This window comes from Pseudomonas sp. (genome assembly GCF_040514055.1).
Taxonomy (GTDB): Bacteria; Pseudomonadota; Gammaproteobacteria; order Pseudomonadales; family Pseudomonadaceae; genus Aquipseudomonas.
Window position 1 is genome coordinate 19,307 of sequence record NZ_JBEVDL010000049.1, and the last position, 15,995, is coordinate 35,301.

Sequence of the window (15,995 nt, forward strand, 5' to 3'; positions counted from 1 at the left end):
AAAGAATGCCACGTTCATAATGATCGCCATGAGCCGTTTCGACGGTGTCTTTCTGCCGACTGGAGTTTATATGCCCACCCCTCACCTGCTTTCGCCGTTGCCATTGGGCCTGCTGAACCTGCCCAACCGGCTGGTCATGGCCCCACTCACCCGTCAGCGCAGCGAACAACCCGGCAATATCCCGGGCCCGCTGAATGCCACCTATTACGCCCAACGCGCCAGCGCCGGGCTGCTGATCAGCGAAGCCACCCAGGTCTGCCCCGAGGGCCAGGGCTATGCCTGGACACCGGGTATCCACAGCGCCGCGCAAATCGAAGGCTGGAAACAGGTCACCGCGGCCGTCCATGCCCAGCAGGGGCGGATCTTTCTGCAGCTCTGGCACGTCGGACGTATCTCCCACCCGCTGCTGCAGCCAGGCGGCGTCGCGCCGGTGGCCCCTTCGGCGATCCAGGCGAAGGCCGAATGTTATGTGCAGGAAGCCGACGGCAGCCATCACAAGGCCGCTACCGCCCTGCCCCGCGCGCTGGCGCTGGACGAGCTGCCCGGCGTGGTCGCCGCCTATGCCCAGGGTGCGGCCAACGCCATGGCCGCCGGCTTCGACGGCGTGGAAGTGCATGCCGCCAATGGCTACCTTCTGGATCAATTCCTCGCCTCCAACAGCAACCAGCGCCAGGACGCCTACGGCGGCAGCGCGCAGAACCGCGCGCGCCTGGTCCTGGAAGTGCTGGACGCAGTGATCGCGGCGGTCGGCGACAGCCACAAAGTCGGCATCCGCATCTCGCCCATGGGTACCTTTGGCGATATCCATGATGCCAACCCCCGCGAGACCTTCGAGGTACTGGTCAAGGCCCTGAACAGCCGCCAATTGGCGTACCTGCACATCAACCGTCCGGACTGGCTGGGCGGCAGTTTCCAGGGCTTCGACGAATTGCTGCGCTCGCTGCGCGACGCCTATCAGGGCGTGTTGATCCTGGCCGGTGGGCAGGACGCCGAGAGCGGTGAACAGGCGATCGCCGAAGGCCTAGCCGACCTGGTCGCCTACGGGCGGCCCTATATCGCCAACCCCGACCTGGTAGAGCGCGTGCGCCGCGACGCGCCCTGGAACCAGCCCGACGCCAGCACGTTTTACGGGGGCGGCGCGGCGGGTTACACCGACTACCCGACGCTCGACTAGTACCGCCTGCAGGATCAAAAATCAGTTCAGCTGGAAGCCGTCGGCGTCCAGGTGGGCGGGGAAACGCTGGCGGTGGGCGGCCAGGGCGCTGGCCGACAGGCTGACCTGCCACACCCCCTCGTCCTCCCCGGCCTGCAGTTGCGGCTCGCCGAGGAAATCCAGGACCTGGCTGTCGCCGCTGTAGGCATGTCCCTTGCCGTCCTCACCGACGCGGTTCACCGCCGCCACGTAACAGAGGTTCTCGATCCCCCGCGCGGGCAATAGCCGGTTCCACTGCTGGCGCCGCGCCGCGGGCCAGTTGGCGGTGTAGAGCAACAGGTCGGTGCCCGCCGGGTCGCGACTCCAAACCGGGAAGCGCAGGTCATAGCAGATCAGCGGACGGATCCGCCAGCCCTTGACGGTCAGCAGCACCTGCTCATCGCCGGCGCTGTAGTGATGGTGCTCGCCGGCCATGCGGAACAGATGGCGCTTGTCGTAATGGGCCTGACTGCCATCCGGGCGGGCCCACACCAGGCGGTTGCGGCAGTGGCCGTCGCGGTCCCGGATGATCAGGCTGCCGGTGACCACGGCGTCCAGCCGCCGGGCCTGCTCGAGCAACCAGCGGGTGCTGGGGCCGTCCTCCGGTTCCGCCAATTCCGCCGATTCCATGGAAAAGCCGGTACTGAACATCTCCGGCAGTATCACCAGGTCGGCACCCCGCGCCTGCTCCAGCAGCGCCTGCAGATGCCGGTGGTTGGCCGCCGGGTCGTGCCAGGCCAGCGTGCTCTGCACCAGCGCCAGCCGCAGGTCGGCGCTGGGGACCGCACTCGGGTCGATCGACGTCATAGGATCCCTCGCTTAAATCGCGCTGAGTGTGGCAGCGGCCTGGCGCAGGGTGTCCTCGCGCTTGGCGAAACACAGGCGGACCAGGCGCAAGCCTTCAGGTGGCTGCTGGTAGAACACCGAGATCGGAATGCTGGCCACACCGTGCTGGCGGGTCAGCCATTCGGCCATGGCCACGTCGTCCAGGTCCGGGCGGATCGCCGAATAATCCACCAGCTGAAAGTAGGTGCCCGCGGTTGGCGTAAAGCGAAAACGCGACGGCGCCAACAGTTCGCAGAACAGGTCACGCTTGGCCTGGTAGAACCCCGGTAATTCATCCACGTGCTGCGGTTGCGCGGCCATGTAATCGGCCAGGCCGTGCTGCAAGGGGGTCACCCCGCAGAAACTGACGTACTGATGGACTTTGCGCAGCTCGGCGGTAAGGGCCGGAGGTGCCACTACATAGCCGGTTTTCCAGCCGGTGACGTGGTAAGTCTTGCCAAAGGAGCTGACCACGAAGGCGCGTCGATACAGCTCCTCGTGGGCCAGCACGCTGGCGTGGCGCGCGCCGTCGAACACCAGATGCTCGTAGACCTCGTCGCTCAACAGGTAAAGGTCACGGCCACGGATCGACTCGGCCAGGCGATCCAGTTGCTCGACGCCCAGCAGCGCACCGCTGGGGTTGTGCGGGCTGTTCAGCACGATCAGCCGGGTCCGTGGGCTCAGGGCATCTTGCAGGCGCTGCCAGTCAATGGCGAAATCCGGTTGGGTCAGCGGAAGGTGCACGCAATGACCACCGGCCAGCGCGACCGCCGGGGCATAGCTGTCGTAGCAGGGGTCGAAGATGATCACTTCGTCACCGGGTCGGATCAGCGCGTGAATGGCGCAGAAGATCGCCTGGGTGGCGCCGGGCGTCACGGTGATCTCGTGGTCGAGATCCACCTTGCGGCCGTAACAACGGGCGATCTTGGCGGCGATCTGCTCGCGCAAGGCCGGCAACCCGGTCATCGGTGCGTATTGGTTGTGGCCTGCCTGCAGGTGACGGGAGACCGCGTCACGCAGGGCCTGGGGCCCATCGAAATCCGGAAAGCCCTGGGACAGGTTGAGCGCGCCGGTCTCGGCGGCCAACTGGGACATGCGGGTGAAAATGGTCGTGCCGACCAAGGGCAATTTACTGGCGATCATCGGAACATCCTGAACGAGCGGCGCCGTACGGCTGGCGCGACGCGTCAGGATAGCCGATAGGCATGCTCCACGGCAGCCGTCAGCGCCATGAAAAAAGGCGCTATCCACCGAAAGTGAATGCGCCTTTTTTATCCGCTAACCGGTGCGCGGCGGCATGCCGCCCCGCGCGCGGGCGATCAGCGTTTTTTGTCGCGACGCTTTTTATCGGCCTTCTTGTGGTGGGTCATCAACCGGCGCTTCTTGTTCACCTGGCGATCGGTCAGGGTATTTTTATTGCCCTCGTACGGGTTCTCACCGCCCTTGAACTCGATCCGAATCGGCGTACCGACCAGCTTGAGCACACGCCGATAAGTGTTTTCCAGGTAGCGCACATAGGACTTGGGCACCTTCTCCACCTGGTTGCCGTGGATCACGATCAGCGGTGGGTTGGCACCGCCCAGGTGGGCGTAGCGCAGTTTGATCCGACGGTTGTTGACCATGGGCGGTGCATGTTCGCCCACCGCATCCTCGAGGATCTGGGTCAGGCGACTGGTCGGCCAACGGGTCACGGCCGACTTGAACGAAGCCTGCACCGACTGGTAGAGGTTGCCGACACCGGTGCCGTGCAGGGCGGAGATAAAGTGGATATCGGCGAAGTCGACGAAGAACAGCCGACGCTGCAGCTCGGTCTTCACATAGTCGCGCTCGCTGGGCTCCATGCCGTCCCACTTGTTCAGGGCGATCACCAGGGCCCGCCCGGCCTCCAGGGCAAAGCCCAGCAGGTTGAGGTCATGGTCGACCACGCCTTCCCGGGCATCCATGACAAAGATCACCACGTTGGCGTCCTTGATCGCCTGCAGCGTCTTGACCACCGAGAACTTCTCCACCTCTTCGGAGATCTTGCCGCGGCGGCGCACCCCGGCGGTGTCGATCAGGGTGTATTTCTCGTCGTTGCGCTCGAACGGGATATAGATGCTGTCGCGGGTGGTGCCGGGCTGGTCGTAGACGATCACCCGGTCTTCACCCAGCATGCGATTGACCAGGGTCGACTTGCCGACGTTGGGCCGGCCGATAATGGCAATCTTGATGCCATCCTTCTCGCTCGGCCCGGGGATGCGCTTGGCTTCCTCGCCCTCGGCGACCACTTCGCCTTCCAGCGCCTCGTCCTCGGCGTCGTCCTTGGGGAACACGCTAAGGGCGGCTTCGAGCATCTGCGTGATACCGCGGCCATGGGCACCGGCGATCGGCAGTGCATCTCCCAGCCCCAGCGGGCTGAATTCGGCCCGGGCCAGGTCGGGGTCGAGGTTGTCGACCTTGTTGACCACCAGGAAACTGCGCTTGTTACGCTTGCGCAGGTGTTCGCCGATCATCTGGTCGGCCCCGGTCAGCCCAGCCCGGGCATCGACCAGGAACAGCACCGCATCGGCCTCTTCGATGGCCAGCAGGGACTGCTCGGCCATCTTCTCGTCCATGCCGTCCTCGTCACCGGAAATGCCACCGGTGTCGATGAGGATATAGGTGCGTCCCTGCCACTTGGCTTCGCCGTACTGGCGGTCACGGGTCAGACCGGACAAATCGCCGACGATGGCGTCACGACTTCTGGTCAGGCGGTTGAACAGGGTGGACTTGCCGACGTTGGGACGACCCACCAGGGCGATTACGGGAACCATAAGGCTGCACACTCGGTATCGGAAACTGAAAGAACAAAAAGTACAAAAAGAACAGAACATCTAGAAAAGACAAAAGCCGCTGCCAACGAGTGGCAGCGGCCAGACAGCCTTACGCGGCTCAGCGAATGGTCAGTGCGACCAGTTTCCCGCTGTTGCCGTAAGCATAGATCCAGTCGCCCACCACCAGCGGGCGTGCCCGCAGGCCATCGCTGTCGATCCGCTCGCGGCCGACAAACCGCCCGTCCACCTGGCTTACCAGGTGCAGGTAACCTTCCAGGTCACCAAAGGCGACATAGCTGGAAAACACCTCGGGGGCCGACAATTCGCGACGTGCCAGGGCATCGTTGCTCCACAGCGCCGAAGCCGAGCGCTCGTCCACGCCTTCGACGGTACCCGACGCCAGGCTCAGGTAGACGCTGCCAAAGCCCTGGGCCAGGCCGACCGAACTGGACGCCTCACGCTGCCAGAGGACCCGACCGCTTTCCAGGTCCAGACCGGCAACACGTCCCTGGTAGCTGACGACATAAACGGTGTTACCCGACAGCAGCAGACCGCCATCGATATCCACCACCCGGTCGAGCTCGGAACGGCCAGACGGAATGGCCACCGCCTGCTCCCACACCGGCACACCGCGCTGGGTGTCCAGCGCGATCACCTTGCCGCTGGACAGCCCGGCAATCGCCAGGTTGCTGGTCAGCAGGGGAGAGCCGGTACCGCGCAACGTCAGTACTGCGGGGCTGTTCTCGAACAGCCAACGCTGGGCACCGGTGCTGGCATCGAATGCGACCAGGCGATCATCCTGGGTCTGCACCACCACTACGTCACCGTTGGTGGCCGGCGCCGACAGCACCTCGCTGGGTACCCGGGCACGCCACTTTTCTTCACCGGAGCTGGCATCGAGGGCAACCACTTCACCCTTGAGCGTCCCCAGCAGGACCAGCCCGTAACCAGCACCAATAGCGCCGGACACCGGCAACTCCAGGTCCTGTTTCCACAGCAGGTCACCACTGGTGCGGTCCATGGCCATGACTAGGCCCTCGACGTCAGCGGCGAAGATACGCTCGCCATCGACGGCCGGTACCAGCATGTTGAAGGTATCGCCCTGGCCTTCACCGACCGAACGGCTCCACTGGGTCTGCAGCTGCACCTCGGCGGTGATCTCAGGCAACTCGGCCGGCGGCAATTCCTTGGTGCTGTTGCTGCTGCAGCCCGCGACCAATAGGGTCAGGGCCAGCAATGCGGGATAAGTCCAGCGCATCACGCCTCCCCTTTAGCCAAGTCGTCGAGTTTCAGTTGAAGGCCGCCCACTGCCGCGTCGTCAGACAGCGCCGCCTTGGCCTTTTCATAGGCCGCATGGGCCTCGTCAGTACGACCCAATTTGACCAACAGGTCACCCCGCAGCTCTTCACGGCTGGCAACATAGGCTTGGTCGGCACTGCCCTCAAGCAGCTTCAGGCCTTCCTCAGCCTTGTTCTGTGCGGCCAGTACGCGGGCCAGGCGCTGACGCGCCAATTCAGCCAGGGTCGCATCGACGGGCTTATCCACGACGCTCTTCAACTCGGCAGCGGCATCGTCAAGTTTTCCAGCTTCCACCGCGACCTTGGCCACGAACAGACTGCCGTATTGGGCGTAGTGGGTACCCGCAAATTCGCTTTTCAAGGTCTTGGCCAGCTCAGCCACCTTGCCTGCGTCGGGTTTGCCGTCAGGCGTCAGGGTGGTATCCAGCAACTGCTGGTACACCAGGGAGGCCGATTGGGCCTGCCTGACCTGGTAGTTCTGCCAGGACTGCCAGCCGAACACCAGCGCCAATGCCAAGGCGCCACCGGTCAACAGGGGCATGCCATTACGCTGCCACCAGTCCTTGATTACCGCCAGATCTTCTTCTTCGGTACGCGACACCCCAATACTCCTATTAGATACTCAAACCTGATTCAGGTTGGCTGCCAGGTGCGCAGGCAGCGCGTCCCAGGCAATATTTTGTTGTTCACCCTGGCCACGCAAGGGTTTGAAACCGACCACGCGCTCAGCCAGTTCGTTATCGCCCACTACCAGGGCAAACAACGCGGCGCTTTTATCGGCTTTTTTCAACTGACTCTTGAAGCTTCCACCACCCGCATTGACCTGCAAGCGCATATGGGGCAATTGATCGCGCAAGGTTTCGCTTAGCGCAAGGGCCGCCAGTTCCGCCGCCTCACCGAATGCGCAGAAATACACATCGATCTGTCGGGACAGCGCAGCCGGTACCCGTTCCAGGCTCTCGAGCAACAACACCAGACGCTCAATGCCCATGGCGAAGCCGACGCCCGCAGTCGGCTTGCCGCCCATTTGCTCGACCAGGCCGTCGTAACGACCGCCGGCACACACGGTACCCTGGGCGCCCAGTTGATCGGTGACCCACTCGAACACCGTCTTGCAGTAATAATCGAGCCCACGCACCAGCTTGGGATTGATCACGTAGGGAATGCCGGCCGCATCCAGACGGGCCTTGAGCCCCTCGAAATGCACCCGCGATGCCTCATCCAGATAGTCCGCGAGCTTCGGCGCGTCCGTCAGCAGGGCCTGGGTCTCAGGGACCTTGCTGTCCAGGATACGCAGCGGATTGCTGGTCAGACGGCGCTTGCTGTCCTCGTCCAGCAGCTCCAGACGCGCGCTGAGAAACGCCACCAGCGCCTCGCGATAACGCACCCGAGCCTCGCTGCTGCCCAGGCTGTTGAGCTCCAGCGTGACCACGTCACGCAGCCCCAGCTCACCCCAGAGACGCCAGGTCAGCAGGATCAGTTCGGCATCGATATCCGGGCCGTCGAGGTTGAACACTTCGACACCGATCTGGTGAAACTGCCGGTAGCGCCCTTTCTGTGGGCGCTCGTGACGAAACATCGGCCCTTGGTACCAGAGTTTCTGCACCTGGCCACCACCGGTGATGCCATGTTCCAGTACCGCGCGCACGCAACTGGCGGTGCCCTCTGGACGCAGGGTCAGGGAGTCGCCATTGCGATCGTCGAAGGTGTACATCTCCTTTTCGACGATATCCGTGACTTCGCCGATGGAGCGTTTGAACAGCTCGGTGGCTTCCACGATTGGCATGCGAATTTGCCGATAGCCGTAGCCATCGAGCAGCGAGGCCACCGTTGCTTCGAAGTAACGCCACAGGGGCGTCTGCTCCGGCAAAATATCGTTCATGCCACGAATGGCTTGCAAAGACTTACTCACACAGCATCCTTAGTATTCTGGGGCTAGCCGCGAGCGATCAGCGCCGCGTCGGCTTCGACCTTTTCGGCCGCTTTGCGACGAATCAGCCGCTCCAGCTCGTCGACCAAATGGTCATTACCGAGCTTTTGTGCCGGTTTGCCGTCGATGTAAATGAGGTTGTTCGGCGTACCACCGGTCAAGCCGATATGGGCTTCCTTGGCCTCGCCCGGGCCGTTGACGATACAGCCGATCACGGCGACATCCAACGGCACCAGCAAATCTTCCAGTCGCCCCTCAAGTTCGTTCATGGTCTTGACCACGTCGAAATTCTGCCGGGAGCAGCTGGGGCAGGCGATGAAATTGATCCCACGCGAGCGCAGGCGCAGCGACTTGAGGATGTCGTAGCCGACCTTCACTTCCTCGACCGGGTCCGCGGCCAGGGAGATACGAATGGTATCGCCGATGCCATCAGCCAGCAGCATGCCCAGCCCCACGGCCGACTTCACCGTGCCGGAACGCAAACCACCGGCTTCGGTGATCCCCAGGTGCAGCGGTTGCACGATCTGCGTGGCCAGCAGTCGGTAGGCAGCCACGGCCATAAACACATCGGACGCCTTGACGCTGACCTTGAAGTCCTGGAAATCCAGGCGATCGAGGTGTTCGACATGGCGCAAGGCCGAGTCGACCAGGGCCTGGGGGGTCGGCTCGCCGTATTTTTTCTGCAGGTCCTTTTCCAGCGAGCCGGCATTGACCCCAATGCGGATCGGGATACCCCGGTCGCGGGCGGCTTCGACCACGGCACGAACCCGGTCTTCGCGGCCGATATTGCCCGGGTTGATCCGCAGGCAATCCACCCCCAACTCAGCCACCCGCAGGGCGATGCGGTGATCGAAATGGATATCAGCGACCAGCGGCACCTTAACCAGACGCTTGATGCGGCCGAAGGCTTCGGCGGCATCCATATCCGGCACCGACACCCGCACGATATCCGCGCCTGCCTGCTCCAGTCGCTGGATTTGCGCCACCGTGGCAGCGACATCGTTGGTGTCGGTGTTGGTCATGCTCTGCACCGCGATGGGTGCATCACCACCCACCGCGACGGACCCGACCCAGATCTTGCGGGATTCGCGACGTTTGATTGGAGACTCAGCGTGCATGCGTCATTGCCCCAGTTTCAGGCGAGCGGTCTCGCCCGTGGTAAATGGCGTGACGTCCACCGGCTGGCCGTTATAGCTGACCTGAACCCCCCGGGCAAAACCCAGGCGCAGTTCCAGCGGCGCCTTGCCGCGGAACTCGAGCCGCTCACCGCTGCGCTTGAGCGCGCTGAGCAGAACCTTGCCGCTGGCATCTTTCAATTGGGTCCAGCAATCGGCGGTGAACTGCAGCTGCACCACCCCTTCTCCCGCCACGGGCACCACGGGCAACGCGACTGACGGCTCCACCGCGGCGGGCGCGGTCGGCGTGGTGGTCGGCGCAGGCGCTACGGCCACCGGGTCGTTCGGCATGGTCGGCGCAACCGGCTCTGCCGGCTGCGGCGTGGGACTCACCGGCGGCGCCGATGGTTCCGGCGCGGCAGCCAATTCGGACGCCACTTCGTCCAACGGCAGCTCCTGGCTCACCTGCGCCTGCGCAACCGCCTGGTCTTCGGGCTCATCAAGGGGATGAATCTGCGTGGTGCCATCGGCACTTTCCACTTCCACATGTTCAAGCCCGATACTGCCGCGGTCAGGGTTACTGCGATCGGACTGCCCCTGCCACCAATAAAAGGCACCGCCCCCCAGCAGCAACAGCAGCACGAAGCTGACCACACCCAGGATGCCCTGCGACAAACGTACCGGTTCTTCGATGCGACCCAGGCTGTGCACGCTGCTGCCGGCGGCATCGGTACCGGTGAACTGGTCGAATTCCACCACCAGGCGATTCTGATCCATACCCAGCAGTTTGGCGTAGGCGCGAATATAGCCGCGGGCGAAGGTATGACCGGGCAATTTGTCGAATTCACCCGCTTCCAGTTGGGCCAGGCGCTGTGGAGTCAAATTCAGTTGCGTCGCGACTTCCGCCACCGACCTGTGTTTGGCCTCACGGGCAACGCGCAGCGTTTCGCCAGGATTGATCCGGGTCGTGGCCACAGCCTCGGGGTGTGCCGCTTTCATTGCTGCTCCGACAGGTATTGCTGATACTCCGGCGTACCGGGATACAGGCGCTTCAACTGCAAGCCAAGACTGGCTGCCGTGTCACGATCTTCAAAAACTGTCGCCAGACGCGCGCCAAGCAACAAGCTCGCCGCGGATTGGCCCGCCAGGGCGCTGTAGCTGACGTAGTAAGCGCGGGCCGACACGTAGTCCTTATCCTCGAAACACAATTTCGCCATTTCCAGCGATGCACGCGGCTGCTGACTGTTCAGCCGTAATGAACGCTCGAAATGCTGCTTGGCCAAATCGTGCTGATTGAGCTTCAATGCGGTCAGCCCCATATTCTCGAAAATCCGCGAGCGCTCGCTATAGAGCGTATCGGCCGAGGCCTCCTGGTAACGCTCATAGGCCTCTTTATAACGCTTCTGCTCGAACAGAAAACCGCCATAGTTATTCAACAGCCGCGCATCCTTGCCATTTTGCGACAGGGCCTCACGGAAATGCTTGTCCGCCAGTTCAGGCTCCATTTCCTGTTGAAAAACCAGCCCCAACGCCGCATGGGCATCGGCGTTCGACGGATCTATTTCCAGTGCTTTGCCCAACGGCGTCTTCGCCCGCTCGGTAGCACCTTGCTGCAAATAACCGATACCCAACTGGACATAGGCATTCAATGCTTCGCTTCGCCCTTTATCGGTTTTCATCGGATCGACTTTACCGGTGGTCACGCACCCGGCCAGCAGGCTGATCACGGAAACTAGCAGCGCAGCGCGCAAAGTCATGGGAAGCATTCCTTTAGGTTCTAGTGACAGCGGCTACAGCAGCGAGAGAGGCGTCATTGTCGCCATTGAGTTCACGTACGGCGATGTAACGTTCGCTGCGACGGGTGCGGTCGAGCACCTGCCCCACCAACTGCCCACACGCCGCATCAATGTCTTCACCGCGGGTGGTACGCACAGTGACGTTGAAACCCGCCTGATGCAACTGATCCTGGAAACGACGAATGGCATTGTTGCTTGGGCGCTCATAGCCTGAGTGCGGGAAAGGGTTGAACGGGATGAGGTTAACCTTGCAGGGAATGTCCTTGAGCAAGGCGATCATTTCCACCGCATGCTCGACCCGGTCGTTGATGTCCTTGAGTAGGGTGTACTCAATGGTCAACACCCGCTTTTCGCCGAGCGACGCCATATAGCGCTGGCAGGATTCGAGCAGCATCTTCAGCGGATACTTCTTGTTGATCGGGACCAACTGGTTACGCAAGGCATCGTTGGGTGCGTGCAGCGACAGGGCCAAGGACACATCGATATGCTTGGACAGCTCGTCGATCATCGGCACGACACCGGAGGTCGACAGGGTCACGCGGCGCTTGGAAATGCCGTAACCCAGGTCATCCATCATCAGGTGCATGGCGGCGATCACGTTGTCGAAGTTCAGCAGCGGCTCGCCCATGCCCATCATCACCACGTTGGTAATGGCACGGTCGACCGTCGCTGGCACGCTGCCGAAGGACTTGTTGGCAATCCAGACCTGGCCGATGACTTCAGCCGCGGTCAGGTTGCTGTTGAAACCTTGTTTGCCTGTGGAGCAGAAACTGCAATCCAGGGCACAACCGGCCTGCGACGACACACACAGGGTGCCACGCTTGCCTTGCGGACTATAAACCGACTCGACACAGCAGCCGGACGCCACGCGCACCCCCCATATACGGGTGCCGTCGGTGGAGATGTCTTCGCTGACCACTTCGGGCCCGCGAATTTCAGCACAGGCCTTGAGCTTTTCGCGCAGGGCCTTGCTGACATTACTCATGGCGTCGAAATCATCGACGCCAAAATGGTGAATCCACTTCATCACCTGACCGGCACGGAAACGTTTCTCCCCGATGGACTCGAAGAATTTTTCCATTTCAGGCTGGGTCAGACCCAGCAGGTTTATCTTGCCAGCAGTATCAGTCATGGTTTCACCCTCGCTCATTCGCTTCAGCGAATACGAGCGCACACCTCGGTAGCGGCGAAGAAGTACGAGATTTCGCGAGCAGCGGCGGCTTCGGAATCCGAACCGTGCACCGCGTTGGCGTCGATGGACTCGGCGAAATCGGCGCGGATGGTACCGGCAGCGGCTTCTTTCGGGTTGGTAGCGCCCATCAGCTCACGGTTCTTGGCAATGGCATCTTCGCCTTCCAGAACCTGGACCACGACCGGACCGGAGATCATGAACGCCACCAGCTCACCGAAGAAACCGCGAGCGCTGTGCTCGGCGTAGAAGCCTTCGGCCTCGGCCTTGGACAGCTGCTTCATTTTCGAGGCAACGACGCGCAGGCCGGCTTTTTCGAAACGGGTGACGATCTCGCCCACAACGTTTTTGGCAACAGCGTCAGGTTTGATGATGGAAAAAGTGCGTTGAACAGCCATGTGTAACTCCAGAAACAATGAAACCGATGATTAAAGCTAAAAATTAAACCCGCGAATTATACGCGGGTTCAGGTCAAATGCGTAGCGCGTGCACGTCAGTCGGCCTCTTCGATCCAGGCTGCCTGGATCGCCTCAAGGACTTTTTCGCCGCCACGCTGGGCGTCGTCGTCGAATTCCGGCAAGGCCAGCACCCACCGGTGCAGGTCGACGAAATTGACGTAACGCGGATCAACCTCAGGCCGGCTTTCCGCCAGCTGCAGGGCGATCTCCAGTACATCGTGCCATTTCAAGCTCATAGCGTCTCTCCACCAGCGCCCCGCTCCCCAGGAAGCGGGCACGGCTATCAGTGCCGTTCAGACACCTGATTGATGTTGTATTTGGGGATCTCGACCACCAGATCCTCCTCGGCGACCACCGCCTGGCAGGACAGCCGTGACTCAGGCTCGAGCCCCCAGGCCTTGTCCAGCATGTCATCTTCCAGCTCGTCGGCCTCGTTCAAGGAACCGAAACCCTCGCGCACGACGATGTGACAGGTGGTGCAGGCGCACGACTTCTCACAGGCATGCACGATATCGATGCCGTTACGCAGCGCGGCATCAAGGATGGTTTCACCTGGCTGCGCCTCGATCACCGCGCCCTCGGGACAGTGATCGACGTTGGGCAGAAAAACGATCTGCGGCATTACTTAATCCTCGAGTTCATTCAAGCGGCGACCGGACAGGGCCGCCTTCACGGTGGCATCCATCCGACGCGCAGCGAACGCATCGGTCACCTGAGACAGGCGCTTGGTCTGCAGCTCGATGGCCGGACCATCGGAACCGCCCAGCAACTGGCGCAGCAGTTGCATCTGCGCGGCAATGGCCGCCCGTTCATCGGCGTCGAGCAGGCGTTCGCCATCGGCGTCCAGGGCCGTCTGCACCGCCTCCAGCAACCGCTCACCATCGACCTGGTGCTCGCGCAAGGCGCGCGCGACCTTGTCGTCGCTGGCATTGCGGAAAGAGTCTTGCAACATGCGGGCAATTTCGCCATCGGTCAGTCCGTAGGACGGCTTGACCTGGATACTGGCCTCCACGCCCGAGCCCAGCTCGCGCGCAGCCACGCTGAGCAGGCCGTCGGCATCGACCTGAAAGGTTACGCGGATCTTCGCCGCGCCCGCCACCATCGGCGGGATACCGCGCAATTCGAAACGCGCCAACGAGCGGCAATCGCTGATCAGCTCGCGCTCGCCCTGCAACACATGCACCATCAAGGCGGTCTGGCCGTCCTTGTAGGTGGTGAAATCCTGGGCCCGCGCCACCGGAATGGTGGTATTGCGTGGAATGACTTTCTCCATCAATCCACCCATGGTCTCCAGCCCCAGGGACAGCGGAATCACATCCAGCAGCAACAGCTCACCGCCGTCGCGCTTATTGCCGGCCAGGGTGTCGGCTTGAATCGCCGCACCAATGGCCACCACCTGATCCGGGTCGATATCGGTCAAGGGCGGACGGGCAAACAACTCGCCCACCGCCGCGCGCACCCGTGGCACCCGGGTCGAACCGCCGACCATGACCACTGCTTCGACTTCATCGAGCTCGATACCCGCGTCGCGCACCGCGCGCCGACAGGCTTTCAGGCTGCGCGCCAGCATCGGCTCGATCAGCGCTTCGAACGCCTCGCGGGTCAGCAGACTGGACCAAGCACCAAAGCTCAGCTCGACCGAGGCCTGCTGCGTCAAGGCCTCTTTGGCCGCGCAGGCCCGCTGCAGCAGGCTGCGCTGGGTGGCAGGGTCGAGATCCGCGGACAGGCCCGCCGCGCTGACCATCCAGCCGGCGATCGCATGGTCGAAATCATCGCCCCCCAGGGCCGTGTCGCCCCCGGTGGCCAGCACTTCAAACACCCCCCCCGTCAGGCGCAGGATGGAAATATCGAAGGTGCCGCCGCCCAGGTCATAGATGGCCACCACCCCTTCGGCGTGCTGATCCAGACCATAGGCCACCGCCGCCGCCGTCGGCTCATTGAGCAGGCGCAGCACATTCAAGCCGGCCAGACGCGCGGCATCCTTGGTGGCTTGACGCTGGGCATCGTCGAAATAGGCCGGCACGGTAATCACCGCCCCCACCAATTCCCCACCCAAGGCGGCTTCGGCCCGCTGGCGCAGGACCTTGAGGATGTCCGCCGAAACCTCGACCGGGCTTTTCGGTCCCTGCACCGTCTCGATAAAGGGCATGTGCGACTCGCCGCCGACAAAGCGGTAGGGCATTTGCTCGCCCAACTGTTTCACATCGCCCAGGCCGCGCCCCATCAGGCGCTTGACCGACTGCACGGTGTTGAAGGGGTCGAGCGCGGCGGCCGCCTTGGCGTCATGCCCGACCTCGACGCGATCGGCGTGATAACGCACCACCGACGGCAGGATGACCTGCCCCTCGGCGTCCGCCAAGGGCGTGGCGATGCCGCTGCGCAAGGCAGCGACCAGTGAATTGGTGGTGCCGAGATCGATCCCAACCGCCAGACGACGCTGGTGGGGCTGTGGACTTTGTCCGGGCTCGGCGATCTGCAGTAGGGCCATACGGATCTGCGCATCAGGCGCACTGCCGGAGCAGTACGCGGGTTAATCGTCGAGGCGCTCTTCCAGCTGGCGCACTTCGTAGGTGAGCTTGTCGAGGAACTGCATGCGCCGCATCAGGCGCTCGGCCTCCTCACGGCGTGCAGGGTCCTGCCAACAAGCGGCAAAACAGTCGTTCAGCTCGTCCTGAGCGATTTTCAGCCGTCGCTTGAACGCGGCGACACCGGCCAGGTCGGCACTGTCCTGCAGCTCCTCGAGCTCTTCGCGCCACTGCATCTGCTGCAGGAGGAACTGCGGATCCTGCACCGTCACTTCCAGCGGCACTTCGCCGCCACGTAACGCCAACAGGTAACGGGCGCGCTGTGGCGCATGGCGCAAGGTCTGATACGCATCGTTCAGTTGCGCGGAATGCTCCAGCGCCAGGCGCTGCTCACGCGGCTCGGCGTCGGCGAACCGGTCCGGGTGGACCTCGCGGGCCAACTCACGGTAACGCACGGCCAACTGCTCGAGGTCCAGGCGGAAACCCGGCTGGAGATCGAACAAGGCAAAATGACAAGGAGTACCCACGGCCGCCTCAGATATTGAAGCTCTCGCCGCAGCCACACTCGCCACGCACGTTGGGGTTGTTGAACTTGAACCCTTCGTTCAGCCCCTCCCGCGCGAAGTCGAGCTCGGTTCCGTCGAGGAATTGCAAGCTCTTCGGGTCGACGAGCACCTTCACGCCATGACTTTCGAACGACAGGTCTTCGGGCCGGACATCGTCGGCGTATTCGAGCTTGTACGCGAGGCCCGAGCAGCCGGACGTGCGCACGCCCAGGCGAAGGCCGACACCTTTCCCCCGCCTATCGAGGCTTCGCGCGACGTGCTTCGCCGCGGACTCGGTTAGTGTGATGGCCATCGCTTAGTCGGCGGCCT

17 protein-coding genes are annotated in these 15,995 nt (G+C 62.8%); 1 reads left to right on the forward strand and 16 read right to left on the reverse strand.

The window, feature by feature from the left end:
• Positions 1-70: 70 nt before the first annotated feature.
• Positions 71-1,174: an alkene reductase gene (locus ABWY06_RS12130; protein WP_353925821.1), complete on the forward strand. Its 1,104-nt coding sequence runs from the start codon at positions 71-73 to the stop codon at positions 1,172-1,174.
• Positions 1,175-1,195: 21 nt separating this feature from the next.
• Here the strand turns inward: ABWY06_RS12130 and ABWY06_RS12135 are convergent, their stop codons facing one another.
• The 16 genes from ABWY06_RS12135 to iscA form a co-directional block, all read right to left on the reverse strand.
• The gene (locus tag ABWY06_RS12135; protein WP_353925822.1) at positions 1,196-1,999 is read right to left on the reverse strand and encodes an amidohydrolase; all 804 of its coding nucleotides are present in this window, start codon (positions 1,997-1,999) and stop codon (positions 1,196-1,198) included.
• Positions 2,000-2,011: 12 nt separating this feature from the next.
• The gene (locus ABWY06_RS12140; protein WP_353925823.1) at positions 2,012-3,160 is read right to left on the reverse strand and encodes a pyridoxal phosphate-dependent aminotransferase; all 1,149 of its coding nucleotides are present in this window, start codon (positions 3,158-3,160) and stop codon (positions 2,012-2,014) included.
• Positions 3,161-3,336: 176 nt separating this feature from the next.
• The gene (gene der / locus ABWY06_RS12145) at positions 3,337-4,809 is read right to left on the reverse strand and encodes a ribosome biogenesis GTPase Der (protein WP_353925824.1); all 1,473 of its coding nucleotides are present in this window, start codon (positions 4,807-4,809) and stop codon (positions 3,337-3,339) included.
• A gap of 118 nt (positions 4,810-4,927) precedes the next feature.
• Entirely contained in the window at positions 4,928-6,067 is a 1,140-nt protein-coding gene (gene bamB / locus ABWY06_RS12150) for an outer membrane protein assembly factor BamB (protein ID WP_353925825.1), read from the reverse strand.
• Entirely contained in the window at positions 6,067-6,708 is a 642-nt protein-coding gene (locus ABWY06_RS12155; protein WP_353925826.1) for a tetratricopeptide repeat protein, read from the reverse strand. The genes bamB and ABWY06_RS12155 overlap by 1 nt, the downstream gene beginning before the upstream one ends.
• Positions 6,709-6,729: 21 nt before the next feature.
• Positions 6,730-8,019: a histidine--tRNA ligase gene (hisS, locus tag ABWY06_RS12160; protein WP_353925827.1), complete on the reverse strand. Its 1,290-nt coding sequence runs from the start codon at positions 8,017-8,019 to the stop codon at positions 6,730-6,732.
• A gap of 23 nt (positions 8,020-8,042) precedes the next feature.
• Positions 8,043-9,155 (reverse strand): flavodoxin-dependent (E)-4-hydroxy-3-methylbut-2-enyl-diphosphate synthase, encoded by a 1,113-nt coding sequence (gene ispG, locus ABWY06_RS12165; RefSeq protein WP_353925828.1) that lies wholly within the window; start codon positions 9,153-9,155, stop codon positions 8,043-8,045.
• A gap of 3 nt (positions 9,156-9,158) precedes the next feature.
• Positions 9,159-10,151, reverse strand: a complete 993-nt coding sequence (locus ABWY06_RS12170) for a RodZ domain-containing protein (RefSeq protein WP_353925829.1) — start codon at positions 10,149-10,151, stop codon at positions 9,159-9,161.
• Positions 10,148-10,909 carry a type IV pilus biogenesis/stability protein PilW gene (gene pilW / locus ABWY06_RS12175; protein WP_353925830.1) on the reverse strand — a complete coding sequence of 254 codons (762 nt, stop codon included), beginning with the start codon at positions 10,907-10,909 and terminating at the stop codon, positions 10,148-10,150. The genes ABWY06_RS12170 and pilW overlap by 4 nt, the downstream gene beginning before the upstream one ends.
• Before the next feature lie 13 nt (positions 10,910-10,922).
• Positions 10,923-12,080 carry a dual-specificity RNA methyltransferase RlmN gene (gene rlmN / locus ABWY06_RS12180; protein ID WP_353925831.1) on the reverse strand — a complete coding sequence of 386 codons (1,158 nt, stop codon included), beginning with the start codon at positions 12,078-12,080 and terminating at the stop codon, positions 10,923-10,925.
• Positions 12,081-12,103: 23 nt separating this feature from the next.
• Positions 12,104-12,535 (reverse strand): nucleoside-diphosphate kinase, encoded by a 432-nt coding sequence (ndk, locus tag ABWY06_RS12185; RefSeq protein ID WP_353925832.1) that lies wholly within the window; start codon positions 12,533-12,535, stop codon positions 12,104-12,106.
• Between the two features lie 95 nt (positions 12,536-12,630).
• Complete coding sequence (iscX, locus tag ABWY06_RS12190; RefSeq protein WP_353925833.1) at positions 12,631-12,831, reverse strand: Fe-S cluster assembly protein IscX; 201 nt, start codon at positions 12,829-12,831, stop codon at positions 12,631-12,633.
• A 47-nt stretch (positions 12,832-12,878) separates the two neighbouring features.
• On the reverse strand, positions 12,879-13,217 hold the full coding sequence (gene fdx, locus ABWY06_RS12195; protein WP_353925834.1) for an ISC system 2Fe-2S type ferredoxin: 339 nt from the start codon (positions 13,215-13,217) through the stop codon (positions 12,879-12,881).
• Between the two features lie 3 nt (positions 13,218-13,220).
• A complete protein-coding gene (gene hscA, locus ABWY06_RS12200; RefSeq protein ID WP_353925835.1) occupies positions 13,221-15,083 on the reverse strand; it encodes a Fe-S protein assembly chaperone HscA in 1,863 nt (620 codons plus the stop codon).
• Positions 15,084-15,125: 42 nt separating this feature from the next.
• Positions 15,126-15,647, reverse strand: coding sequence for a co-chaperone HscB (hscB, locus tag ABWY06_RS12205; RefSeq protein WP_353925836.1), 522 nt, complete (start codon positions 15,645-15,647; stop codon positions 15,126-15,128).
• Positions 15,648-15,654: 7 nt separating this feature from the next.
• A complete protein-coding gene (gene iscA / locus ABWY06_RS12210; protein WP_353925837.1) occupies positions 15,655-15,978 on the reverse strand; it encodes an iron-sulfur cluster assembly protein IscA in 324 nt (107 codons plus the stop codon).
• Positions 15,979-15,995 lie beyond the last annotated feature (17 nt).